The 25,004-nt window shown below is 72.7% G+C and carries 14 protein-coding genes, 1 tRNA gene and 1 rRNA gene; 3 read left to right on the top strand and 13 right to left on the bottom strand.

Annotated features, from left to right (window positions below; translation table 11 throughout):
- Positions 1-10: 10 nt before the first annotated feature.
- Positions 11-886, bottom strand: coding sequence for an AraC family ligand binding domain-containing protein (locus ACFZCF_RS24395; RefSeq protein WP_391288757.1), 876 nt, complete (start codon positions 884-886; stop codon positions 11-13).
- A gap of 133 nt (positions 887-1,019) precedes the next feature.
- Between ACFZCF_RS24395 and ACFZCF_RS24390 the strand changes: the two genes are divergently transcribed.
- Positions 1,020-5,666 carry a DEAD/DEAH box helicase gene (locus tag ACFZCF_RS24390; protein WP_391288755.1) on the top strand — a complete coding sequence of 1,549 codons (4,647 nt, stop codon included), beginning with the start codon at positions 1,020-1,022 and terminating at the stop codon, positions 5,664-5,666.
- A gap of 198 nt (positions 5,667-5,864) precedes the next feature.
- Positions 5,865-6,683 carry a DNA-formamidopyrimidine glycosylase family protein gene (locus tag ACFZCF_RS24385; RefSeq protein WP_391288753.1) on the top strand — a complete coding sequence of 273 codons (819 nt, stop codon included), beginning with the start codon at positions 5,865-5,867 and terminating at the stop codon, positions 6,681-6,683.
- A gap of 169 nt (positions 6,684-6,852) precedes the next feature.
- Here ACFZCF_RS24385 and ACFZCF_RS24380 read toward each other — a convergent pair whose 3' ends face one another.
- The 10 genes from ACFZCF_RS24380 to ACFZCF_RS24335 all read right to left on the bottom strand — a co-directional run bounded on the left by ACFZCF_RS24380 (position 6,853) and on the right by ACFZCF_RS24335 (position 21,794).
- A complete protein-coding gene (locus tag ACFZCF_RS24380) occupies positions 6,853-7,107 on the bottom strand; it encodes a hypothetical protein (protein ID WP_388450438.1) in 255 nt (84 codons plus the stop codon).
- A gap of 168 nt (positions 7,108-7,275) precedes the next feature.
- Positions 7,276-7,746 (bottom strand): Dps family protein, encoded by a 471-nt coding sequence (locus ACFZCF_RS24375; RefSeq protein WP_388450441.1) that lies wholly within the window; start codon positions 7,744-7,746, stop codon positions 7,276-7,278.
- Between the two features lie 199 nt (positions 7,747-7,945).
- Positions 7,946-8,329, bottom strand: coding sequence for a helix-turn-helix domain-containing protein (locus ACFZCF_RS24370; RefSeq protein WP_169094215.1), 384 nt, complete (start codon positions 8,327-8,329; stop codon positions 7,946-7,948).
- 94 nt (positions 8,330-8,423) lie between these two features.
- The gene (locus ACFZCF_RS24365; RefSeq protein WP_388450444.1) at positions 8,424-8,963 is read right to left on the bottom strand and encodes a CinA family protein; all 540 of its coding nucleotides are present in this window, start codon (positions 8,961-8,963) and stop codon (positions 8,424-8,426) included.
- The gene (gene pgsA, locus ACFZCF_RS24360; protein WP_388450446.1) at positions 8,960-9,643 is read right to left on the bottom strand and encodes a CDP-diacylglycerol--glycerol-3-phosphate 3-phosphatidyltransferase; all 684 of its coding nucleotides are present in this window, start codon (positions 9,641-9,643) and stop codon (positions 8,960-8,962) included. The genes ACFZCF_RS24365 and pgsA overlap by 4 nt, the downstream gene beginning before the upstream one ends.
- Positions 9,640-11,127 carry a 30S ribosomal protein S12 methylthiotransferase RimO gene (rimO, locus tag ACFZCF_RS24355; RefSeq protein WP_388450448.1) on the bottom strand — a complete coding sequence of 496 codons (1,488 nt, stop codon included), beginning with the start codon at positions 11,125-11,127 and terminating at the stop codon, positions 9,640-9,642. Before rimO ends, pgsA begins: the two co-directional genes overlap by 4 nt.
- Before the next feature lie 83 nt (positions 11,128-11,210).
- Positions 11,211-12,032, bottom strand: a complete 822-nt coding sequence (locus ACFZCF_RS24350) for a helix-turn-helix domain-containing protein (RefSeq protein WP_388450450.1) — start codon at positions 12,030-12,032, stop codon at positions 11,211-11,213.
- 276 nt (positions 12,033-12,308) lie between these two features.
- Entirely contained in the window at positions 12,309-15,143 is a 2,835-nt protein-coding gene (locus tag ACFZCF_RS24345) for a DNA translocase FtsK (RefSeq protein ID WP_391288748.1), read from the bottom strand.
- Between the two features lie 114 nt (positions 15,144-15,257).
- Entirely contained in the window at positions 15,258-15,932 is a 675-nt protein-coding gene (locus ACFZCF_RS24340) for a response regulator (RefSeq protein WP_351848603.1), read from the bottom strand.
- Between the two features lie 354 nt (positions 15,933-16,286).
- On the bottom strand, positions 16,287-21,794 hold the full coding sequence (locus tag ACFZCF_RS24335; RefSeq protein WP_391288746.1) for a HAMP domain-containing protein: 5,508 nt from the start codon (positions 21,792-21,794) through the stop codon (positions 16,287-16,289).
- Positions 21,795-22,061: 267 nt separating this feature from the next.
- Here ACFZCF_RS24335 and ACFZCF_RS24330 point away from each other — a divergent pair, with 267 nt between their 5' ends.
- The gene (locus ACFZCF_RS24330; RefSeq protein ID WP_388450458.1) at positions 22,062-24,707 is read left to right on the top strand and encodes a SpoIIE family protein phosphatase; all 2,646 of its coding nucleotides are present in this window, start codon (positions 22,062-22,064) and stop codon (positions 24,705-24,707) included.
- A 126-nt stretch (positions 24,708-24,833) separates the two neighbouring features.
- On the opposite strand, the gene ACFZCF_RS24325 is transcribed toward ACFZCF_RS24330, so the two are convergent.
- Both ACFZCF_RS24325 and rrf read right to left on the bottom strand, forming a co-directional pair.
- Positions 24,834-24,906: transfer RNA gene (locus ACFZCF_RS24325), tRNA-Thr, on the bottom strand.
- A 5-nt stretch (positions 24,907-24,911) separates the two neighbouring features.
- A 5S ribosomal RNA gene (gene rrf / locus ACFZCF_RS24320) occupies positions 24,912-25,004 on the bottom strand; the annotation flags it as partial.

Below are 25,004 nucleotides of genomic sequence, written 5' to 3'. Positions count from 1 at the left end.
GTCGGAGACGTTACGAGCCGGCTCGCGACCCGTCTTGTACGTTCTTGCGCCCGGCCCGGCGGACGTCCACGCCCCGGGAGCGCTGGTAGGCGCCGGGCGGGACGCCGACGCTGCGGGTGAAGTGCCGGTTGAGATGGGGCTGGTCCGTGAAGCCGACGGCGACGGCCGCCTCGGCCGGCGGCGTCCCCGCGTCGAGGAGCCTCCGGGCCCGCCGGACGCGCGCGTCCGTGAGCCAGGTGTGCGGCGGCATGCCGTACCGGGCGCGGAAGGCCCGCAACAGCGCGAAGGGGCTGGTGCCGAGGTCGGCGGCGAGCCGCTCCAGGGTGGGCGGGTCGGCCATCCGCTCCTCCAGGACCTCGCGCGCCCGTGCCGCGTCCCCGGCCCCCGCGCCGGCGGGCGCCGACGGGCGGAGCCGGCCGCCGTGGCTGCGCAGCATCCGGGCGGTGACGAGCCGGAGCAGGCTGTCGGCGGCGAGGGCATTGCCCTCCTCGGCGGCCCGGTGGACGCCGATCACGAGCTGGGCGGCGTAGGGGTCGTCGACGACGGGCCGGGTGAAGCCGACCGGGGCGCGGACGCCGAGGGCGTCGGCGGCGATGGAGCCGATGAGCTCCGCGTCCGGGTAGATCGTGCGATAGGTCCAGCCCTCGGGGACGCCGGCGTAGCCGGTGTGCGGGGTGTCGGGGTTCACCAGGGCTATCTGCCCGGGCCCGGCGTGGACGAGCTCGCTCCCCGAGTGGAACGACTCGACGCCCTCGGTGATCGCGGCGTAGACGAAGGTCTCGTGGGTGTGGCGGGAGAAGGTCTTCTGGATGTAGCGGGCGTGCAGCAGGTCGACCCCCGGCAGCTCGGCGTACTGCCAGTACCGTGCCCGCTCGCCCCTCGCCATGCCTCCATTCTGCGCTCGCGCCGGCCGGGGCGACGAACGGGAAACCACCCGTCGGGGTGAGGCCGTGCCCGGACCGGGCCGGGTTCTCCACAGGTCACGGCGGTTGTCGGTGGTCGGGTGCACGATGGGGGGCATGGTCACGTCCGCGCTCGAAGACTTCTCCCCGGCCACCCGCGGGTGGTTCACCGGGGCGTTCACCGCGCCCACGGCCGCCCAGGAGGGCGCCTGGCGGGCCATCGGCGCGGGCTCGGACGTGCTCGTCGTGGCCCCGACCGGCTCGGGCAAGACGCTCGCCGCCTTCCTCGCCTCCCTGGACCGGCTGGCGTCCGTGCCGGTCCCGGCCGAACCGAAGAAGCGCTGCCGGGTGCTGTACGTCTCCCCGCTGAAGGCGCTCGCCGTCGACGTGGAGCGCAATCTCCGCTCGCCCCTGACCGGCATCCGCCAGGAGGCCGTGCGCCTCGGACTTCCCGAGCCGGACGTGCGGGTCGGGATCCGGTCCGGCGACACCCCGGCCGCCGAGCGCCGCGCGCTCGCCACCAGGCCGCCGGACATCCTGATCACCACCCCCGAGTCCCTCTTCCTGATGCTGACCTCGGCGGCCCGGGAGGCACTGTCGGGGGTGGAGACGGTCATCCTGGACGAGGTCCACGCGGTCGCGGGCACCAAGCGCGGCGCGCACCTGGCCCTCACCCTGGAGCGGCTCGACGAGCTGCTGCCGCGCCCCGCCCGCCGGATCGGCCTGTCGGCCACGGTCCGCCCGGTCGACGAGGTCGCCCGCTTCCTCTCCCCCGGCCGTCAGGTGGAGATCGTCCAGCCCCCGTCGGGCAAGGAGTTCGACCTCTCCGTCGTGGTGCCCGTGGAGGACATGGGCGAGCTGGGCGGTTCCCCCGCCTCCGAGGGCAAGGAGGGCGGCGACAAGCCGTCGATCTGGCCGCACGTCGAGGAGCGGATCGCCGATCTCGTCCAGTCCCACCGCTCGACGATCGTCTTCGCCAACTCCCGGCGCCTCGCCGAGCGCCTCTGCAACCGCCTGAACGAGATCGCCTACGAGCGGGCCACCGGCGAGCCCGCCCCCGAAGGCGCCCCGCCCGCCGAGATCATGGCCCAGTCGGGCGCCGCGCAGGGTGCGCCTCCGCTGCTCGCCCGCGCCCACCACGGCTCGGTCTCCAAGGAGCAGCGCGCCCAGGTCGAGGAGGACCTGAAGGCGGGCCGGCTGCCCGCCGTGGTCGCCACCTCCAGCCTGGAGCTCGGCATCGACATGGGCGCGGTCGACCTCGTCGTCCAGGTCGAGTCGCCGCCCTCGGTGGCCTCCGGCCTCCAGCGCGTCGGCCGCGCGGGCCACCAGGTCGGCGCGGTCTCCACGGGCGTGGTGTTCCCCAAGTACCGGGGCGACCTGGTGCAGGCGGCCGTGGTCACCGAGCGGATGCGCTCCGGCTCCATCGAGTCGCTGCGGATCCCGGCCAACCCGCTGGACGTGCTCGCCCAGCAGCTGGTCGCGATGGTCGCCCTCGACACCTGGCAGGTGGACGACCTGCTGGCGCTGGTCCGCCGCGCCGCCCCCTTCGCCTCGCTCCCCGAATCGGCCTTCACGGGCGTGCTCGACATGCTCGCCGGCCGCTATCCCTCGGACGCCTTCGCCGAACTGCGCCCGCGCGTGGTCTGGGACCGGGTGGCGGGCACGGTCACCGGCCGGCCGGGGGCCCAGCGGCTCGCGGTCACCTCCGGGGGCACCATCCCGGACCGGGGCCTGTTCGGGGTGTTCCTCGCCGGGTCCGACCCGAAGAAGGGCGGCGGCCGGGTCGGCGAGCTGGACGAGGAGATGGTGTACGAGTCGCGGGTCGGCGACGTCTTCACGCTGGGCACCACCTCCTGGCGGATCGAGGACATCACCCGCGACCGGGTCCTGGTGTCGCCGGCGCCGGGCGTGCCGGGGCGGCTGCCGTTCTGGAAGGGCGACCAGCTGGGCCGCCCGCTCGAACTGGGCCGCGCGGTCGGCGCGTTCCTGCGCGAGCTGGGCGCTCTCGGCGAGGAGGACGCCCGGCTGCGGCTGATCACCGCGGGCCTGGACTCCTGGGCGGCGGAGAACGTCCTGGCGTACCTGAAGGAGCAGCGCGAGGCCTGCGGCCACGTGCCGGACGACCGCACGATCCTGGTGGAGCGCTTCCGCGACGAGCTGGGCGACTGGCGCGTCGTCGTCCACTCCCCCTTCGGGGCGCAGGTGCACGCGCCGTGGGCGCTGGCACTCGGCGCCCGGCTCGCCGAGCGGTACGGGATGGACGCGCAGGTGATGCACGCCGACGACGGCATCGTGCTGCGCCTACCCGACGCCGATCTGATGGGCCTCGACATGGGGCTCGACCTGCTGGACCACGAACCGGTCGACCCCGGCCGCCACCAGGACACGGCGTACGACGCGGACCAGGCGCCGGTGGGCGCGGCGGACACCGTCTTCGACAAGGGCGAGGTGGCGCAGATCGTCACCGACCAGGTGGGCGGCTCCGCCCTGTTCGCCTCCCGCTTCCGGGAGTGCGCCGCCCGCGCCCTGCTGCTGCCGAAGCGGAACCCCGGAAAGCGCACCCCGCTCTGGCAGCAGCGCCAGCGGGCCGCCCAACTGCTTCAGGTGGCGAGCGAGTTCGGATCCTTCCCGATCGTCCTGGAAGCCGTCCGCGAGTGCCTCCAGGACGTCTTCGACGTCCCCGGCCTCACCGAGCTGATGGGCGACATCGAGGCCCGCCGGGTCCGCCTCGTCGAGGTCACCACCCCCGAGCCGTCCCCCTTCGCCCGCTCCCTGCTCTTCGGCTATGTGGCGCAGTTCCTGTACGAGGGCGACTCCCCGCTCGCCGAGCGGCGGGCGGCCGCGCTCTCCCTGGACTCCCGGCTGCTGGCGGAGCTCCTCGGCCAGGCGGAGCTGCGCGAGCTGCTCGACCCGGAGGTGCTGACCGAGCTGGAGCGGGAGCTCCAGTGGCTCACCGAGGACCGGCGGATCAAGGACGTCGAGGGCGTGGCGGACCTGCTGCGGGTCCTCGGCCCGTTGACCGACGCCGAGCTGACCGCGCGCGGCGCCGAGGAGGGCTGGGCGCGGGAGCTGGCCCGCTCCCGGCGCGCGATCGCGGTGCGGATCGCGGGCACCGAGCACTGGGCGGCGATCGAGGACGCGGGCCGGCTCCGTGACGCCCTCGGTACGGCGCTGCCGGTCGGCGTCCCCGAAGCGTTCACCGAGCCGGTCAAGGACCCGCTCGGCGACCTCCTCGCCCGGTACGCCCGCACCCACGGCCCCTTCACCTCCTCCCAGGCCGCCACCCGCTTCGGGCTCGGCGCCGCCGTCACCGACGGCGCCCTCCAGCGCCTCGCCGCGTCCGGAAGGGTCGTCCAGGGCGAGTTCCACCCCTCGGGCATCGGCCAGGAGTGGTGCGACGCCGCCGTCCTGCGCCGGCTGCGCCGCCGCTCCCTGGCCGCGCTGCGGCACGAGCTGGAACCGGTGCCCCCGGCCGCCCTGGCGACCTTCCTCCCCCAGTGGCAGCACCTGGGCGGCGGCGGTCTGCGCGGGATCGACGGCCTGGCCCGCGCGATCGAGCAGCTCCAGGGCGCGCCCGTGCCGGCGTCCGCCCTGGAGAAGCTGGTCCTGCCGTCCCGGGTCCGGGACTACTCCCCGGCGATGCTCGACGAGCTGACCACCACCGGCGAGGTGATCTGGGCCGGGGCGGGCTCGCTGCCCGGCAAGGACGGCTGGGTCTCGCTCTACCTCGCGGACGCGGCCCCGCTGCTGCTGCCGCCACCGCACCCGCTGGAGCTCACCGCGCTCCACGAATCGGTCCTGACCGTCCTGGCCGGTGGTTACGGGCTCTTCTTCCGCCAGATCGCCGACCAGGTCCGGATCACCACCCATCCGGACGCCACCGACCCCCAGCTCGCCGACGCCCTCTGGGACCTGGCCTGGTCGGGCCGGCTCACCAACGACACCCTGGCACCGTTGCGCGCCGTCCTCGGCTCGGGCCGCACCGCCGGCTCGACCGCCCACCGCGCCCGGCGCACGGTGCCGCGCGGGCGGTACGGCACCCTGGGCGCCACCCGCCCCGCCTCCCGCTCGGGCCCGCCGACGGTCTCGGGCCGCTGGGCGCTGCTGCCGCCCGCCGAGCCCGAGCCGACCCATCGGGCGCACGCGCTGGCCCGCACCCTGCTCGACCGGCACGGGGTCGTGACCCGCGGCGCCGTGGCCGCCGAGGGCGTCGAGGGCGGCTTCTCGGCGGTCTACCGGATCCTGTCCGCCTTCGAGGACAGCGGCCAGGCCCGGCGCGGCTATGTCGTGGAGGGGCTGGGCGCGGCGCAGTTCGCGATGGACGGGGCCGTGGACCGGCTGCGGGCGGCCGCGACCGCCCGGGACCGGGGCGCCGAGGCCGCCGCGGGCCCCCGGGCCGTGGTGCTGGCCGCCGCCGACCCGGCGAACGCGTACGGGGCGGCCCTGCCGTGGCCGGAACCGCCGACCGGCGCCGGCCACAAGCCCGGCCGCAAGGCGGGCGCCCTGGTCGTCCTGGTCGACGGCGAGCTGGCCCTGTACGTGGAGCGCGGCGGCAAGTCGGTGCTGTCCTGGCCGACGGAACCGGACGCCCCTGCCCTGGCTGCGGCGTCCGACGCGCTGGCCGAGGCGGCCCGTGCGGGCGCCCTGGGCACGGTCACGGTCGAGCGCATCAACGGCGCGGCGTCCCTGACCTCCCCCTTGGCCCGCCCCCTGGAGGCTGCCGGCTTCCTGGCCACCCCCCGAGGCCTCCGCCTCAGACCCTGACCCACCCGGAGCCCGCGATCACGGCCCGCGACCCGTGGACCACCCGCCGCCTCCGCACCCCCACCCCCACCTGCACCCCCACCCGCGCCCGCACCCAGCCGCACCGACGCCCACACCCCACGCCCGCCGTCCGATCCGCCCCCTCCAGGCCCGCCCCCCTCACACCCACAACTCCCACCCGACCGGCATCATGGCCCCATGCCCGAAGGAGACACCATCTGGCACGCCGCCCACCGGCTGCACGCCGCGCTCGCCGGGCGGGTGCTGACCCACGCCGACCTGCGGGTGCCCCGCTTCGCGACCGCCGACCTCACCGGCCGCGCGGTCCTGGACGTCACGCCGCGCGGCAAGCACCTCCTGACCCGGATCGAGGGCGGGCTCACCCTCCACTCGCACCTGCGGATGGACGGCGCGTGGAAGGTGTACCCGACCGGGGAGCGCCCGCGCGGCGGCCCCGAGTACCAGATCCGCGCCGTGCTCGGGAACGAGGAGGAGACCGCGTACGGCTACCGCCTCCCGGTCCTGGAGTTGCTCCGGACCGCCGAGGAGGCCCGGGTGGTCGGCCATCTCGGCCCCGACCTGCTCGGCCCGGACTGGGACCCGGAGGAGGCGACGCGCCGCCTGCTCGCCGATCCGTCCCGCTCCCTCGGCGAGGCTCTGCTCGACCAGCGCAACCTCGCGGGCATCGGGAACGTCTACAAGTCGGAGCTCGCGTTCCTGGCGGCCGTCACCCCGTGGCTTCCCGTCGGCGAGCTGGACCCCGAGATCCCGCCCCGCCTGATGGCGACCGCCCACCGCCTCCTGGAGGCGAACAAGGACCGCCCCGAACGCCGCACCACGACCGCCCGCCACCCGCGCACCGCGCTCCACGTCTACGGCCGTGCGGGCCGCCCCTGTCTGCGCTGCGGCACCCCGGTCCGCAAGGCGGAGCTCGGCGACCGCGTCACCTACTGGTGTCCGGGCTGCCAGCACGGCCCCACGGAAACCCCCTCGGACCGCCCCACTTCCCGAAGTTGACCGCTCGTCAGTTCCGGTGTCACGCAAGCAGGCCCTCGGCCCAAGTGCGCACGGGGAGCGCACCGAGGACGCGAGGGCCCCTCACACACCGCCACGGCGGCGCGGCGAGCCGGAGGACGTCGTCCGAGCGGTCCTCCCTGTCGCCTGCGCCGCCTAGTCGTTCCCGCGTTCATGACGGGGCCGATTCCGCGCCCGAACGGCGCCGGCGCCACGCCTTGGTGAGACGCTCGGAGCGGGAAGAGGCGGCCACGTGCACCGGCAGCAGGCTCAGCCCCCAGCCGCCCGCGGCCACCGCCCCCTCGACCGGTCCGGAATCCCCCGGCACCAGCAACAGGCGCAGCACCGCCCACCACCAGAGCCCCCCGACCACCAGCCCGACCGCGATCAGCGTGAGCGTCACCAGCGGAACCCGTCGCCGTACCATGGCCGCCTCCTGCGCTCGACGCTAGACCGGCCGGATCACCCTGCGGGAGGGCGCACCGGTGTCAGCCCCGGCGCACACCCCGCGCGCGATCCGGCGGACGCCCCCGCGCCCGGCACCGGGCACGCTCGGGTCAGCAGCCCCCAGGCCACGTATCGCCATGGCGGCCGCCTAGGCGCTCTCGGCCTGGAACATCCACGAGTGCTTCTCGAGGTCGGCCGTGAGGCCGATGAGGATGTCCTGGCTGACCGGGTCGGGCTCGCCGGTGGCCTCGACCCGCTCCCGCATCCGGGTGATGACGGCGCCGAGCGAGTCCACCAGGATCCGTACCGCGTCGGCATCCTTGATCCAGCCCTCCGGGACGGCGCCGATGGCGCTGCCGGCGGCCACCGTGGCCGCCCGCCCGTCGGGGTTGACCCCGAGCGCCGAGGCCCGCTCGGCCACGGTGTCGGAGTGGAGCCGTGCGGTGTCCACCACGTCGTCCAGCTGCAGGTGGACGGAGCGGAACCGCGGCCCCACGACGTTCCAGTGCACCTGCTTGGCGACCAGTGCCAAGTCCACGAGGTCGACGAGGGCGCCCTGGAGGGCGTCGCCGACCGTCTTGAGGTCGGCCTCGGACAGCGGGCTCTTCACGACAGACATGCGAAATCTCCAACCAGTCGAACGTCTCCCCCACCATGGCACGCCTGTCCGGAATGCGACATCTCAAACAAAGGACCTGAAGCGCGAACAATCGCTTCGAAGCGAAAGAACATCACGTCAACGGAGGAGCGATCACGTCGAAGCCCCGGCCGATGCCCCGTCAAGGGACACCGACCGGGGCTCAGACCCGTTCGGGGGATCAGGCGGCGACGACGTCCACGGCCTCCGCGGGCGCCTTGATGGTCACCCGCTCGGTGGGCACACCGGCCACCGACGTCACCGACACCGAGTTGAGCATCGGACGGACCGGTGCAGGCACCGGTTCACTCGAAGCCGCCGACGCGGCCAGTTCGGCCAGTGACAGCTCGTCGCTCACTTCCCGCATGAGCTCGGACATCCGTACGTCCAGCGCGTCGCAAATAGCGGAGAGCAGCTCGGAGGAAGCCTCCTTCTGCCCCCGCTCCACCTCGGAGAGATAGCCGAGCGAGACTCGGGCGGACGAGGAGACTTCGCGCAGAGTACGGCCCTGGCGCTGGCGCTGCCGACGCAGCACGTCACCCAACAGGCGACGGAGCAGAATCATCGGTGGCTCCCTCCTCGGACCGCGTAGCCGCATCCTTCTCGCCCCACCGTACCGCCTCGCGCCGCGGCCGTGCGGGGAGCGATGTCGTGTTCACTCAGGGCTGCAAACATCCATTCCCCCCGTTCTGTTCCGTATCCTGTGCCCGCGCATTTCCCGAGAGTTCCGCGTGGAGCAGTTCCAGGACGCTCCGCACGCTCTCTCTACGAATGTCCGCGCGGTCGCCGTTCAATCTCAACGACACCACTTTCCCGGCCGCCGCGCCTGTCGTGGCGGGTCCGGCGACCGCCACGTAGACGGTCCCCACGGGCTGTCCGTCCTGCGGATCGGGTCCCGCGACACCGGTCGTCGCCATCCCCCAGTCGGCTCCGAGCCGCTCGCGCACACCCCGTGCCATCTGCAGCGCGACCTCGGGATCCACCGCCCCGCGCTCCCGCAGCAGGCCGGCGTCCACCCCCAGGAGCTCGTTCTTGAGGGGGGTCGCGTACGCGGTGACGGAGCCGCGGAAGGCTCGGGACGCGCCGGGCGTCCCGGTGAGCTCGGCGGCCACGAGGCCGCCGGTCAGCGATTCGGCGGCGGCCAACGTCTGGCCGCGCTCCGTGAGCAGACCGAGGACGCGGGCGGCCACCGCGCTCATCGCGCCGAGGCCTCCGCCGCCTCCGAGCGGGCCGCGGCCCGCTCGGCCGCCAGCCCCCTGCGCCTCAGGACGACGGCCTGTCGCACATAATCCAGACCGGTGACGACGGTCAGCACGACCGCCACCGCCATCACCCAGAAGCGCAGCGTCGCCAGCGGACCGGTCAGCATGAGCACGTACATGCCCACGGCGGTGCCCTGGGCGAGCGTCTTCATCTTGCCGCCCCGGCTGGCCGGGATGACCCCGTGCCGGATCACCCAGAACCGCATCAGGGTGATCCCCAGCTCGCGCGCCATGATCACCGCCGTCACCCACCACGGCAGATCGCCGAGGGCCGACAGGCAGATCAGGCCGGCGGCCATGATCGCCTTGTCGGCGATCGGGTCGGCGATCTTCCCGAAGTCGGTGACCAGGTTGTACGTGCGGGCGAGATGTCCGTCGAAGACGTCCGTGATCATGGCGACGGCGAACGCCGCCCAGGCCCAGGCCCGCCAGACGGGATCGTGCCCTCCGTCCTGGAGGAGCAGCACCACGAAGCCCGGCACGAGGACCAGCCGGATCATGGTGAGGATGTTGGCGATGTTCCAGACGCTGACGGGGTTCACGGCCGCCGAGCCCAGCTTGCCGCGGGGCGCCGGCCTGCCGGTCCCGCCCGTCGCGGATGCCGGGACTCCGGTCATCTGCCCACCTCCTCGACACACTCCGCCACGAGGTCGACGCCTTCACTGGCCACGACCTTCGCCCTGACCATACGGCCCGGGGCGAGGTCGAGGCCCGCGCCACCACCGTCGGTGAGGATCACCTGGCCGTCCGTCTCGGGGGCCTGGTGGGCGGCGCGGCCGATCCAGCCGTCCTCCTCGTCCTCGGTCTCCACCAGTACCTCCAGCATCTCCCCGATCCGCTCCTCCGCGCGCTGCGCGGTGAGCTCCTCGGCGAGGCGGGAGAGGTGGGCGAGACGGGCGTCGACGACCTCCTGGTCGAGCTTGTGCTCGTAGGTGGCGGCCTCGGTGCCGTCCTCGTCGGAGTAGCCGAAGACGCCGATGGCGTCGAGCCGGGCGTGGGTGATGAAACGCTCCAGCTCGGCGAAGTCGGCCTCGGTCTCGCCGGGGAAGCCGACGATGAAGTTGGACCGGGCGCCGGCCGTCGGGGCCTTCTCGCGGATCGTCGCGAGCAGGTCGAGGAAGCGGTCGGTGTCGCCGAAGCGGCGCATGGCGCGCAGCACGTCGGGGGCGCTGTGCTGGAACGACAGGTCGAAGTAGGGCGCGACCTTGTCGGTGGAGGTCAGGACGTCGATGAGGCCGGGGCGCATCTCGGCCGGCTGGAGGTAGCTGACCCGGACGCGCTCGATGCCGTCGACGGCCGCGAGCTCGGGCAGCAGGCCCTCCAGGAGGCGGATGTCGCCGAGGTCCTTGCCGTACGAGGTGTTGTTCTCGGAGACCAGCATGATCTCCTTGACGCCCTGCTCGGCGAGCCACCGCGTCTCGTTCAGCACGTCCGACGGGCGGCGGGAGACGAAGCTGCCGCGGAAGGACGGGATGGCGCAGAAGGAGCAGCGGCGGTCGCAGCCGGAGGCCAGCTTCACGGAGGCGACGGGGCTGCGGTCGAGGCGGCGGCGGAGCGGGGCGCGGGGGCCCGAGGCGGGCGCGAGGCCCTCGGGCAGGTCGCCCGGGACGTTCTGCGGCTCCTCGGCGGCTCCGTGGCCCGGGAGGGCGACCTCGGCGGCGGCCTGCTGGCGGTCGACCGGAGAGAGCGGGAGGAGCCGGCGCCGGTCACGCGGGGTGTGGGCCTCGACGCTGCCACCGCTGAGGATGGTCTGGAGGCGGTTGGAGATGTCGGCGTAGTCGTCGAAGCCGAGCACGCCGTCGGCCTCGGGGAGGGCGTCGGCCAGCTCCTTGCCGTAGCGCTCGGCCATGCAGCCGACGGCGACGACGGCCTGGGTCTTGCCGTGATCCTTCAGATCATTGGCTTCGAGGAGGGCGTCGACGGAGTCCTTCTTGGCGGCTTCGACGAAGCCGCAGGTGTTGACGACGGCGACGTCTGCGTCCTCGGCGTTCTCGACGAGCTCCCAGCCGTCCGCTGCCAAGCGGCCTGCGAGCTCCTCCGAGTCCACCTCGTTACGGGCGCAGCCGAGAGTGACAAGGGCGACGGTACGGCGTTCGGGCATGGGCTCAAGACTACTTCGTCCCGGACGTGCCCCCGTCGCTCAGGGTTCACCTGCGCGACGGAGGTCACACCGCACCCGCTGGGTCAGCCGGCCTCGGGGTCGCCCTTGGTGTAGCTGAGGCGCTCCACCTGGCCGTCCTCGAACTTTCCGGAGACCTTCTTGCCGTTGACGTAGAGCTCGATCGCGCCGGCGTTGCCGAGGACGAGGTCGACCTGCTCGTCGTCCTGGAAGGTCTTGGTGTCGCCTTCCTGGAGGAAGCCGTCGAAGAGCATCTTGCCGTCGGAGGCCTTGGCCGAGATCCAGCTCTTGCCGTCGGCGGTGAGCTTGACGGTGACCTTGTCGGCCGGGACGGCCGCGATGGCGCTCTCGGTCGGCTTGGGGGCGGGCTTGACGGGCTTCGGCTTGGCCGGGGAGGACGCCTTCTCCGGGGCCGGGGCCGGACCGCCCTCGGCGGCCGTGGTCCCCTTCGGCTCGTCGGGGCCGTTGAACATCGTGAAGCCGACGAAGCCGACCACGGCGACGATCGCCGCGACCATGGCCGCGGTCCAGTTGGGCCGCCGGGGCTCGGGGCGGATGCGTTCCGCCTCGAACAGCGGGGCGGCGGGGGTGGGCGAGGGGCGGCCACCGTGCTCGGCGTCGTACCGCTCGATCAGCGGCGCCGGATCGAGCCCGACGGCGCGCGCGAGCGTGCGGATGTGACCGCGGGCGTAGACGTCGCCGCCGCAGCGCGAGAAGTCGTCCTCCTCGATGCCGTGCACGATCGGGATCCGGACACGGGTGGAGGCGCTGACCTCTTCGACGCTGAGGCCGGCGGCGATGCGGGCCTGCTGGAGGGTGCGACCGATCGGTTCCCGGTCGTCTGACGGGAACGTCCGGTCGTCTTCGGGGGAGTTGCCGATGGACACGAGAGCGCCTTTCGAGCGTGTAGCCACCTGCTGGACGTTCAGTCTATGGGTGGTACGAAAGGGTGGGGCAACCGGGCGGGTGCGGTTTGTACGCCATGAGGTTGTACATCCCGACGGCGGACGTCTTCCGGGGGTCGGTCCACCGGGAGGACGGCCTCTGAGGGGACATCCTCTTCCCCTCCGTCCAACTTGACGTGCGGCGAGGGGAAACGGTTGCCCACTGTTCCCTTACGAGTGAGTCTCGGCCAGGTCTCGAACGCGCACCCCGGCCCCCCGTCACTCCTCCGACTCGCCGCGGATCACCGCGAGCACCCCGTCCAGCTCGTCCGGCTTGACGAGCACGTCCCGCGCCTTGGAGCCCTCGCTGGGCCCCACGATGTTCCGCGACTCCATCAGGTCCATCAGCCGGCCGGCCTTGGCGAAGCCCACCCGCAGCTTCCGCTGGAGCATCGACGTGGAGCCGAACTGGGTCGAGACGACGAGCTCGGCCGCCTGGCACAGCAGGTCGAGGTCGTCGCCGATCTCCTCGTCGATCTCCTTCTTCTGCTTGGTGCCGACGGTGACGTCGTCCCGGAAGACCGGCGTCATCTGGTCCTTGCAGTGCTGGACGACGGCCGCGACCTCGGCCTCGGTGACGAAGGCTCCCTGCATGCGGGTCGGCTTGTTCGCGCCCATCGGCAGGAAGAGGCCGTCGCCCTTGCCGATGAGCTTCTCGGCGCCGGGCTGGTCGAGGATGACCCGGCTGTCGGCGAGCGAGGAGGTGGCGAAGGCGAGCCGGGACGGCACGTTCGCCTTGATCAGCCCGGTGACGACGTCGACCGAGGGCCGCTGGGTGGCGAGCACCAGGTGGATGCCGGCGGCACGGGCCAACTGGGTGATGCGGACGATGGCGTCCTCGACGTCCCGGGGCGCGACCATCATCAGGTCGGCGAGCTCGTCGACGATGACGAGCAGGTACGGGTACGTCTTGAGCTCGCGCTCGCTGCCGGGCGGCAGCTGCACCTTGCCGTCGCGGATCGCCTGGTTGAAGTCGTCGATGTGCCGGAAGCCGAAGGCGGCCAGGTCGTCGTAGCGCAGGTCCATCTCGCGCACCACCCACTGGAGGGCCTCGGCGGCCCGCTTGGGGTTGGTGATGATCGGGGTGATCAGGTGCGGGATGCCCTCGTAGGCGGTGAGTTCGACCCGCTTGGGGTCGACGAGCACCATCCGGACGTCCTCCGGGGTCGCCCTTATCATCACCGAGGTGATGAGGCAGTTGATGCAGGAGGACTTGCCGGAGCCGGTGGCGCCGGCGACCAGCACGTGCGGCATCTTCGCCAGGTTGGCCATCACGTAGCCGCCCTCGACGTCCTTGCCGAGCGCGACCAGCATCGGGTGCTCGTCCCCGGCCGCGTCCGCGAGCCGCAGCACGTCCCCGAGGTTCACCATCTCGCGGTCGCTGTTGGGGATCTCGATGCCGACCGCGGACTTGCCGGGGATCGGCGAGATGATCCGCACGTCCGGCGAGGCCACCGCGTAGGCGATGTTCTTCGTCAGGGCGGTGATCTTCTCGACCTTCACGGCGGGGCCGAGCTCGACCTCGTACCGGGTGACCGTCGGCCCCCGGGTGAAACCGGTGACGGCGGCGTCCACCTTGAACTCGCTGAAGACGTTCGACAGCGCGTCGACGACGGCGTCGTTCGCGGCGCTGCGGGTCTTGCCCGGCCCGCCCCGCTCCAGGAGGTCGAGGGAGGGCAGCGCGTACGTGATGTCGCCGGCGAGCTGGAGCTGCTCGGCCCGCGCCGGCAGCTCCGTCGGCTCCGGCGCCGGCTTGGTCAGATCCGGTACGGGACCGCCCGCGGGCCGCTTCTGCCCGCCTCGCGCGGTGGGCACGTTCGGCGGCGTCTTCGGCAGCGGCGGTACGGGCCCGGCGGCCTCGTCCGTCGCCCCGCCGGTCCCCTCGGCCGGGGCGGCGTCCCGTTCGGCGGTCACGTCCCGGGTGAGGTCGGCGACCAGCGGCGACGGCGGCATCCCGTTGAGCACCGCGCCGTCGAGCGCGGCGGCCGCGGCGGCTGCCACGTCGACCGGGTCCAGGCCGAGATCCGCGTCGGGGGCGGGCGTACGGGGCCGGGCGGTGCGGCCGCGCCGCTCCAGGGCCTCCGCCTCGGCCCGGTCCACGTCGTACGGGTCGGCGGACCCGCCGCGGCGCCTGACCGGCCGGGCGGCCCGCGGCGGCACCCGCCGCGGGTCGTCGTCGTACGGCTCGTACGCGTCGTGGTCGTGTCCGGCGTACTCCTCGGCGGTCTCCTCGTACACGGGCTCGACAAGACCGAGCCGGACGCCGAGGGCGCGCAGCCGCTGCGGGATCGCGTTGACGGGGGTGGCGGTGACGACGAGCAGCCCGAAGAGGGTGAGCAGCACGAGCAGGGGGACGGCGAGCGCCTCGCCCGTCATGAAGACCAGCGGCTGGGAGGACGCCCAGCCGATCAGCCCGCCCGCGTCCTGCATGGCGTCCGCGCCGGAGTCCCGGCCGGGCGAACCGCAGGCGATGTGGACCTGTCCGAGGACGCCGATGACGAGGGCGGAGAGTCCGATGACGATCCGGCCGTTGGCCTCGGGCCGCTCCGGATAGCAGAAGAGCCGGAAGGAGATGGCGCCGAGGAGCAGCGGGACCAGCAGGTCGAGCCGGCCGAAGGCGCCGGTGACCAGCATCTCGACGAGGTCGCCCACCGGGTTCTCCAGGTGGGACCAGGTCCCCGCGGCGACGATCAGAGCGCCGCCGAGCAGCAGCAGCGCGAGCCCGTCCTTGCGGTGGGCGGGGTCGAGCCCCTTCGCGCCGCGCCCTATCCCCCGGAACAGCGCGCCGACGCCGTGCGCGGCACCCTTCGCCACCTTGTACACCCCGCCGGTCGGGGACGGCGCGGGCCGGGGCGCGGGCCGCTTCGCCGCGGCCTTCTTCGCGGGCGCGCGCCGGGCGGGCGCGGCCTTCTTGGCCGCCGCCTTCTTCGCGGGCGCCTTGCCCGGGGACTTCGCCGCGGTCTTGGCGGTGGTCTTCCTCGCCGCGCCCGTGGTCCGTCCGGCGCGCGATGGTGCGGTGCCCTGTGAGCCCTTGCCGGACGTACGTGAAGCCATGGTGTCGAGGTTACCGGTGAGCGGCCGGGCTGTCCGCCTCACCCGAACGTGTCGTCCTTGCCCCGCCCCGGAGCTGACGACCGATCACCGCGGCTCGCCGCGGGTGACGCGGGCTCAGCTCTGCGCGGGCAGCGGGGGTGCGCCTCCGGTGCCGGGCTCCAGCGCGTCGAGGGCTCGGCGCAGTCCGGTGAGCTTGCGCTCCAGGTGGGCGGCGGTGGCGACGGCCGCCGCGTCGGCGGACTCGTCGTCGAGCTGCTTGGAGAGCGCCTCGGCCTGCTCCTCGACGGCGGCGAGCCGGGCGGAGAGCTCGGCGAGCAGCCCGGCGGCCTCCTTGCCCTGGCCTCCCTCGCCGCCGCCCTCCAACTGGAGCCGCAGCAGCGCCGCCTGCTCGCGCAGCTTGCAGTTCTTCATGTACAGCTCGACGAAGACGGAGACCTTGGCGCGCAGCACCCACGGGTCGAACGGCTTGGAGATGTAGTCGACCGCGCCGGCCGCGTACCCCCGGAAGGTGTGGTGCGGGCCGTGGTTGATCGCGGTGAGGAAGATGATCGGGATGTCCCGGGTCCGCTCGCGGCGCTTGATGTGCGCGGCGGTCTCGAAGCCGTCCATTCCGGGCATCTGGACGTCGAGCAGGATGACCGCGAAATCGTCCGTCAGCAGCGCCTTGAGCGCTTCCTCCCCGGACGATGCCCGCACCAGCGTCTGATCGAGCGCGGAGAGAATGGCCTCCAGCGCCAGCAGATTCTCCGGCCGGTCATCGACCAGGAGGATCTTGGCCTTCTGCACCATGCCCCGTCCTCCTCGTCCCGGCAACGGCTCGACCCGGCTTCCGGAACTCCTGCCGGAACCGGGAGAAGCACCGGGCGCCGCCCCGGAGGACGGCTTCCTGGTGCCGTCCGCCCTTGTGCCGGTCATCGTAGCCGCACCCCGCCTGTCACCACACCCTGTCACCGTGATGTCACTGTGCACAGTGCGGAAACGGGGCGCGGGTCGAGAAGGTTCCCCGAATCCGGCGCCCTCACACGCCGACGTCGACAGTACGCCGCGCTTTCCGGAGGCACGCCGCCGGGCGCCGTCCCGCGCGGGCCCGGCGCACCGCCGGGCGCCGGCCCCGCCGGGTGCCGGGCACCCGGCGGCCGGGCGTCACTCGCCCCGCATCCACTGCTCCATGACGGTCAGCAGGTAGTCGGGGTCGACCGGCTTGGTGACGTAGTCGGAGGCCCCGGACTCGATCGCCTTCTCCCGGTCGCCCTTCATCGCCTTCGCGGTGAGCGCGATGATCGGCAGCCCCGCGAACTGCGGCATCCGCCGGATCGCGGTCGTCGTCGCATACCCGTCCATCTCCGGCATCATGATGTCCATCAGGACGACCGTCACGTCGTCGTTCTGCTCCAGGACCTCGATGCCCTCCCGCCCGTTCTCCGCGTACAGCACCGCGAGCCCGTGCTGTTCGAGCACGCTGGTGAGGGCGAAGACGTTGCGGATGTCGTCGTCGACGATGAGGACCTTCTCACCGGCGAAGGAGTAGGTGCGGGGCGGCCGCGCACCGCGCTCCGGCTGCGCGCCCGCGGTCTCCCCGAGCGCGTCCTCCGGGCCCTGCTGCCCGGGGACCCCGCCCCGGGCCTCCCCCGTGGCCGCCCTCTCCGGCGTCCCCGCCGCGGCCTCCGTCTTCCTCCGGTGCCGGAAGAGCGCCCCGGCGCCCGACCGGGCCTCGCTCCGCGCGGGCGCGGGCGGGAAGTGCGGGAAGGTGTGGTCGGACGGGCCGTCCTCGGCCTCCGCCTCAGGCTCGTCCGCCTCGCCCTGCCCGTACCCGTGCGGCGGCACCTCGGTCGGGTTCAGCGGCAGGTAGAGGGTGAAGGTGGAGCCGCGGCCCGGCTCGCTCGCCGCGAAGATCTCGCCGCCGAGCAGCCGGGCGATCTCCCGGCTGATCGAGAGCCCCAGGCCCGTGCCGCCGTACTTGCGGCTGGTGGTGCCGTCGGCCTGCTTGAACGCCTCGAAGATGACCCGCATCTTGCTGGCCGCGATGCCGATGCCGGTGTCGGTCACCGAGAACGCGATGAGGTCGCCGTCGGCCTCGCGCAACGACCCGGCCTCCAGGAGCTGCTCCCTGATGGACTGCGGCACGTCCGCGCCGGCCGGCCGGATCACCAGCTCGACCGCGCCGGAGTCGGTGAACTTCACCGCGTTCGACAGCAGGTTGCGCAGCACCTGGAGGAGCCGCTGCTCGTCGGTGTGGAGCGTGGCGGGCAGTTCGGGCGAGACGCGGACCGAGAAGTCCAGGCCCTTCTCCGCGGTGAGCGGCCGGAAGGTCGCCTCCACGTAGTCGACGAGCTGCACCAGGGCGATCCGGGTCGGGGAGACGTCCATCTTGCCCGCCTCGACCTTCGACAGGTCGAGGATGTCGTTGATGAGCTGGAGCAGGTCGGAGCCGGCGCCGTGGATGGTCTCGGCGAACTCGACCTGCTTCGGCGTGAGGTTGGTGTCCGCGTTGTCCGCGAGCAGCTTCGCCAGGATGAGCAGCGAGTTGAGCGGGGTGCGCAGCTCGTGCGACATGTTGGCGAGGAACTCGGACTTGTAGCGCATGGAGACGGCGAGCTGTTCGGCGCGCTCCTCCAGGACCTGCCGGGCCTCCTCGATCTCGGTGTTCTTGACCTCGATGTCGCGGTTCTGGCGGGCGAGGAGCTCGGCCTTGTCCTCCAGTTCGGCGTTGGAGTTCTGGAGCTCCTTCTGCCGGTGCTCCAGCTCCGCCGACCGCTCCTTGAGCTGCTCGGTGAGCTCCTGGGACTGCTTGAGCAGCACCTCGGTCTTGGTGTTGACGCTGATGGTGTTGACCGTGGTCGCGATCAGCTCGGCGATCTGGTTGAGGAAGTCGCGCTGGATCTGGGTGAAGGGCTGGAAGGACGCCAGCTCGATCACGCCGAGGACCTTGCCCTCGAAGAGCACCGGGAGCACGATCACGTGCGCGGGCGAGGCCTCGCCGAGGCCGGACGAGATCTTCAGGTAGCCCGGCGGCACGTTGACCTGGATGGTCCGCTTCTCCTCCGCCGCCGTCCCGATGAGCGTCTCGCCGGGGCGGAAGGAGGTCGGCATGGACCCGGCCGAGTAGCCGTAACTCCCGCGCATGCGCAGCTCGTACGAGCCGCTGCCCTCGCCGACGAGTTCGGTGTCGTGGCCGGCGGAGCCGGTCGGCGTCGCCACGAAGAAGGCGCCGTGCTGGGCGGAGACCACCGGCGTCAGCTCGCTCATGATGAGCGAGGCCACGTCGTCGAGGTCCCGACGGCCCTGCATGAGGCCGGAGATGCGGGCCAGGTTGGACTTCAGCCAGTCCTGCTCGTCGTTGGCGAGGGTGGTGTCCCGCAGGTTGGCGATCATCGTGTTGATGTTCTCCTGGAGCGCCTGGATCTCGCCCGCCGCGTCCACGCCGTCGATCTTGACGTTGAGGTCGCCGCGGGTGACCGCGGTGGCGACGGCCGCGATGGCGCGCACCTGCCGGGTGAGGTTCCCGGCCATCTCGTTCACGGAGAGGGTGAGGTCGCTCCAGGTGCCCTCGACGTCCCGGACCCGCGCCTGACCGCCGAGCTGCCCGTCGGTGCCCACCTCGCGGGCCACCCGGGTGACCTCCTCGGCGAAGTTCGACAGCTGGTCGACCATCGTGTTGATGGTGTTCTTCAGCTCCTGGATCTCGCCCCGCGCCTCGATGTCGATCTTCTTGGTGAGGTCGCCCTTGGCGATGGCGGTGGTGACCGCGGCGATCTGCCGCACCTGGCCGGTGAGGTTGTCGGCCATGCTGTTCACCGAGTCGGTGAGGTCCTTCCAGGTGCCCGAACCGCCGGGCACCCGGGCCTGGCCGCCGAGGATGCCGTCGGTACCCACCTCGCGGGCCACCCTGGTCACCTCGTCGGCGAACGAGGACAGCGTCGTCACCATCGTGTTCACGGTCTCGGCGAGTTCGGCGACCTCGCCGCGCGCCTCGACCGTCACCTTCTTCGTGAGGTCGCCGTTGGCGACCGCCGAGGAGACCCGGGCGATGTTCCGCACCTGACTGGTCAGGTTGTTGGCCATCAGGTTGACGTTGTCGCTCAGGTCCTTCCAGATGCCGGTGACCCCGCGCACCCGGGCCTGACCGCCGAGGATGCCCTCCGTGCCCACCTCGCGGGCCACCCGGGTCACCTCGTCGGCGAAGTTCGACAGCTGGTCCACCATCGTGTTGACGGTGGTCACGAGCTCCAGGATCTCGCCCTTGGCGTCGACCGTGATCTTCTTCGACAGGTCGCCGCGCGCGACGGCGGTGGTGACCTCGGCGATGTTCCGGACCTGGAAGGTCAGGTTGTTCGCCATGAAGTTCACCGACTGGGTCAGGTCCTTCCAGGTGCCGGAGACCCCCTGCACCTCGGCCTGGCCGCCCAGGATGCCCTCGGTGCCCACCTCACGGGCCACCCGGGTCACCTGGTCCGCGAAGGACGACAGCTGGTCCACCATCGTGTTGAGGGTGTTCTTCAGCTCCAGGATCTCGCCCCGCGCGTCCACGTCGATCTTCTGCGACAGGTCACCGCGCGCGACCGCCGTGGCGACCTGCGCGATGTTCCGCACCTGGGCCGTCAGGTTCCCGGCCATGCCGTTCACCGAGTCGGTGAGGTCCCGCCACACTCCGGCGACGCCCGGCACCTGCGCCTGGCCGCCGAGCCGTCCGTCGGTGCCCACCTCCCGGGCCACCCGGGTCACCTGGTCCGCGAACGCGGAGAGCTGGTCGACCATCGTGTTGATGGTGTTCTTCAGCTCCAGGATCTCGCCGCGCGCGTCCACGTCGATCTTCTGCGACAGGTCACCGCGCGCCACGGCCGTCGTCACCTGCGCGATCTGCCGCACCTGCGAGGTAAGGTTCCCCGCCATGAAGTTCACCGAGTCGGTCAGCTCACGCCAGCGCCCGGAGACCCCGTCCACCCGCGCCTGACCGCCCAGCCGGCCCTCGGTGCCCACGTCGCGGGCCATCCGGGTCACCTGGTCAGCGAAGGACGACAGCTGCGACACCATCGTGTTGACGGTGTTCTTCAGCTCCAGCATCTCGCCGGCGACGTCCACGGTGACCTTCTGCGACAGGTCGCCGTTGGCCACCGCCGTCGTCACCTGCGCGATGTCCCGCACCTGCCCGGTGAGGTTGTGGAACGCGGTGTTCACCGAGTCGGTGAGGTCCTTCCACGTGCCGGCCGCGCCCTGCACCTGCGCCTGGCCGCCGAGCCGGCCCTCCACGCCGACCTCCCGGGCGACCCGGGTCACCTCGGAGGAGAACGACGACAGCTGGTCCACCATCGTGTTCACGGTGTTCTTCAGCGACAGCATCTCGCCGGCCACGTCCACCGTGACCTTCTGCGACAGATCGCCGTTGGCGACCGCCGTCGTCACCAGGGCGATGTCCCGCACCTGCGCCGTCAGCTGGTTCGCCATCGTGTTGACCGAGTCGGTGAGGTCCTTCCAGGTACCCGCCGCGCCCGGCACCTGCGCCTGCCCGCCGAGCAGACCCTCCCCGCCGACCTCGCCGGCCACCCGGGTCACCTCCCCGGCGAAGGTCCGCAGGGTGTCCGTCATCTGGTTGATGGTGTCGGCGAGCTGCGCGATCTCACCGCGCGCGCTCACGGTGACCTTCTGCGACAGGTCGCCGTTGGCGACCGCCGTCGTCACCTCCGCGATCCCCCGCACCTGGCTGGTGAGGTTGCCCGCCATCGTGTTGACGGAGTCGGTGAGGTCCTTCCAGACGCCCGCGACCCCCGCCACCTCGGCCTGACCGCCGAGCTCACCCTCCGTACCCACCTCGCGGGCGACCCTGGTCACCTCGGAGGAGAACGACGACAGCTGGTCCACCATCGTGTTCACGGTGTTCTTCAGCGACAGCATCTCGCCGGCCACGTTCGCCGTGACCTTCTGCGACAGGTCGCCGTTGGCGACCGCCGTCGTCACCAGGGCGATGTCCCGCACCTGCGCCGTCAGCTGGTTCGCCATCGTGTTGACGGAGTCCGTGAGGTCCTTCCAGGACCCGGACACGCCCCGCACGTGCGCCTGCCCGCCGAGGATGCCCTCGGTGCCCACCTCGACGGCCACCCGCGTCACCTCGGACGCGAAGACCGACAGCTGGTCGACGAGGTGGTTCACGGTCCGCGCGACCTTCAGGAACTCGCCGCGCAGCGGCCGCACCGTCCCGTCGGAACCCTCCGAACGCAAGTCCATCCGCTGTTCCAGGTCGCCCTCGGCGACCGCCGTCAGCACCCGGCTCACCTCGGACACCGGCCGCGCCAGATCGTCGACGAGCGCGTTCGCCGCCTCGATCGCCGCCGCCCAGGCGCCTTCGGTGACCCCCGCCTCCAGGCGCTCGGACAGCTTGCCCTCGCGCCCGACGACCCGCCGCACCCGCGACAGCTCCCCGGTCACGTGCATCTGCCGGTCCGCGACCTCGTTGAAGACGGCCGCGATCTCCGCCATCACCCCGTCGCCGGAGACGGTCAGCCGCCTCCGCAGGTTCCCGTCGCGCATGGACACCAGCGCGGACAGCAACCGCTCCAGCGCGGCCGCGTCCACCTGCACCGTCCCCCCACGGGACCGCCCGCCCCTCGTGCGCGTACCGCTGCCGCCGCCGCGCCGCGCCGCCGTGCCAGACTCCACCGTGTCCCTCCCGAAAGGGGTTCGACCGTTCCACTCCGGCTCCCGCCGAAGCATCCCCAGTGTTTCACCGCGACCGGACCAGGCGATAACAGTTCGGCAGCTTCGCACAAGGTCCCCACCCCCGGAGGGCGGAAACAGCGGAGACCGGCCTCCGCGGGGACGCCGAAGGTAAGTAACCTGGCATCCGGCTGTCCAGCCGCCCCGGTCCGCCCGGCGGGGGCGGTGTGGAGCGTACGACCACCGGGCAGCGGGAGGGACAGACCGAGCATGGCAGAGCCGGGCGTCGAGACGCGTACGAGGAGTGCTGTGATCACCGCGCGGGCGACTGCCACCTTCGAGCCCGTCGGCCGGTCCGTCGCCGCCGCCCGGGCCTTCGTCCGGGACACCCTCCAGGGCTGGGGCCACCCCGAGCTGGTCGACGACGCGGTGGTCCTCACCAGCGAGCTGGTCACCAACGCCGTGGTGCACGCCGGCACCGCCGCCGACGTCCTGTGCCTGCGCTCCGAGGACAGCATCCGCGTCGAGGTCGCCGACCGCTACCCGGAGCGCGAGATCCCCGTCCAGAGCGGCCGCACCGTCGCGAGCCCCGACCGGGAGAGCGGCCGCGGCCTGCTCCTGTGCGCCGCCCTCGCCGACCGCTGGGGCGTCGAGTACTCCCCGACCCGCAAGCACGTCTGGTTCCACCTCTCCCTCCCCCAGCGCCCCGTCGGCACCCGCTCCGCCGGCCCGGTCCTCCCCGACGCCGTCCTCCCGGTCGCGGACAGCCGCGTCCGCGTCGCCGTCGTCCAGATCGACCGGGGCGGCGCCATCGCCTCCTGGAACGAGGACGCCGAGGAGCTCTTCGGGTACGCCCCCGAGCAGGTCACCGGCAAGCCCCTGGGCGACCTGGCCGCCTGGCCGCACACCCCCGGCATCGGCACCGGCCTCGCCGAGGCCCTCCGCCACTCCCGCTGGGAGGGCAGTTACGGGCTCCGCCGCGCCGACGGCCGCGTCATCCCCGTGTACGCCTCCCACCTGCGAGTACGGAACGCGGAGGGCGAGCCCTCGACCGTCTGCCTGCTGGTGCGGGAGGACGAGCGCGCCGTCCTCCAGACCCCGCAGCGCCCGGCCGCCGACCCCGGCTCGGAGAGCCGCACCACGGATCCCTTCGAGGTCTTCATCGGCTCCCCCGCCCCGGACGACCTGGACGGACTCCTCCAGCGCACGGTCGAGCGGGCCCGCGACATGCTCGACGGCGACGCCGCCTTCCTCCTCCTGGCCACCGACGACGAGACGGAGCTGGAGGTGCGGGCCACCACCGGGCTCCCGGCCGCGCGCCAGCGCTTCGCCCGCGTCCCGGTGGAGACCGGCGCCAGCCGGTACGGCTCCGCCCGCATGCCCGCCGTCCACGAGGACCTGGCGGCCGTCCCCGGCGCCGTCCCGCTCCTCGAAGGCACCGGCATGCGCTCGGTGGTCACGGTCCCGCTCAAGGTCGAGGGCCGTCTCACCGGCTCCCTGGGCGTCGCCGCCGAGGCCGCGAACCGCTATTCGAACGAGGAGGCCCTCCGTCTCCAGTTCGCCGCCGACCGCATCGCCCTCGCCGTGGAGTCCGCCCGCCTGGGCGAGCTCGAACGGCTCCGCCGCGGTTCCCTCAGCTTCCTCGTCGAGGCCTCCGACCTGCTGGCCGGCACTCTCGACCGCGACCAGACGCTGGCCCTGATGGCTCAGATGACGGTCCCCACCCTGGCCACCTGGTGCGCCGTCTACACGATCGCCGACCCGGCCTCCGACCCGTACCTCTCGTACGTGCTGCACGAGGACGAGGACCGCATCGACGGCCTGAAGGCCCTCCTCGGCTCCATCGCCCCGCCCGACCCGGTGCCGACGCCCGGCGCCCGCCTCTGGCCGGCTCCCGGCGAGGCCGCCCACCGGGCCGCTCTCGCCGCCTCGGCCCGCGAGCTCGAACACCTCGGCGGCCCGCTCTCGTCGGGCATCGACACCGCCCTGGCCACGGCCGGCACGGTGGCCGGCGAGACGGTCGTCCTGCCGCTGGTGGCCCGCAACCGCGTGATCGGCATGCTCACCCTGGGCCGTCCGGCCGAGGACCACTTCCGCCAGGAGATCCTGGAGCTCGCCGAGGACCTGTCGCGCCGGGCCGCCCTGGCCCTGGACAACGCGCGCCTGTACTCGGAGCGCAACGCCATCAGCCAGTCCCTCCAGCGCAGCCTCCTCCCCCCGGACCTCCCGAAGATCCCCGGCGTCGAGGTGGACGTCATCTACCGGGCGGCCGGCGAGGGCAACGAGGTCGGCGGCGACTTCTACGACGTCTTCCCCATCAGGGAGGACGTCTACGGCTTCGCCATCGGCGACGTCTGCGGCACGGGCCCGGAGGCCGCGGCGGTGACGGGTCTGGCCCGGCACGCCCTGCGCCTGCTGGCCCGCGAGGGCTTCGGCGGTCCCGCGGTCCTGGAGCGGTTGAACGCGGCCATCCTCGACGAGGGCGCCCGCAGCCGCTTCCTGACCCTTCTGTACGGGGAGCTCCGCCCGCAGCCCGACGGTTCGGCGGTCCTGAAGGTCGTCTGCGCCGGCCATCCGCTTCCGCTGCGCCTCCGCCCGGACGGCACGGTGGTCCCGGCCGCCGAGCCGCAGCCGCTCCTGGGCGTGATGGAGGATCTGGAGCTGTACGAGGAGACCTTCACGCTGGATCCGGGCGACGTCCTGCTGTGCGTCACGGACGGGGTGACCGAGCGCCGCGAGGGCACGCGCATGCTCGGCGACGACGGTCTCGCCGCCGCTCTTCGTACGTGTACGGGCCTGACGGCCGGCGCGGTCGGCGGCCGCATCCTCCGCACGGTCGAGCGCTTCGCCCAGGATCCCGCGTCGGACGACATGGCCATCCTGACGATGCGCCTCCAGGAACCGGACCCGAGCTGATGTCAGGGGTGGTGTCTCCCGACCGAGGAGGCACCACCCCCGTCCGGGTCCCGCCTCGCATTTCTGCTCCGCGCCTTCCGGGACAACGCAAAAAGGCCCCCGCCAGAGGCGGGGGCCTTTTCTCTGAGCCCTTTAACGGAATCGAACCGTTGACCTTCTCCTTACCATGGAGACGCTCTACCGACTGAGCTAAAAGGGCGGGTTGTTCGGCGGCGTCCTACTCTCCCACAGGGTCCCCCCTGCAGTACCATCGGCGCTGAAAGGCTTAGCTTCCGGGTTCGGAATGTAACCGGGCGT

It is taken from the genome of Streptomyces sp. NPDC007945 (assembly GCF_042958885.1).
Lineage (GTDB): Bacteria > Actinomycetota > Actinomycetes > Streptomycetales > Streptomycetaceae > Streptomyces.
This window is presented reverse-complemented; position numbering and strand designations above follow the sequence as displayed.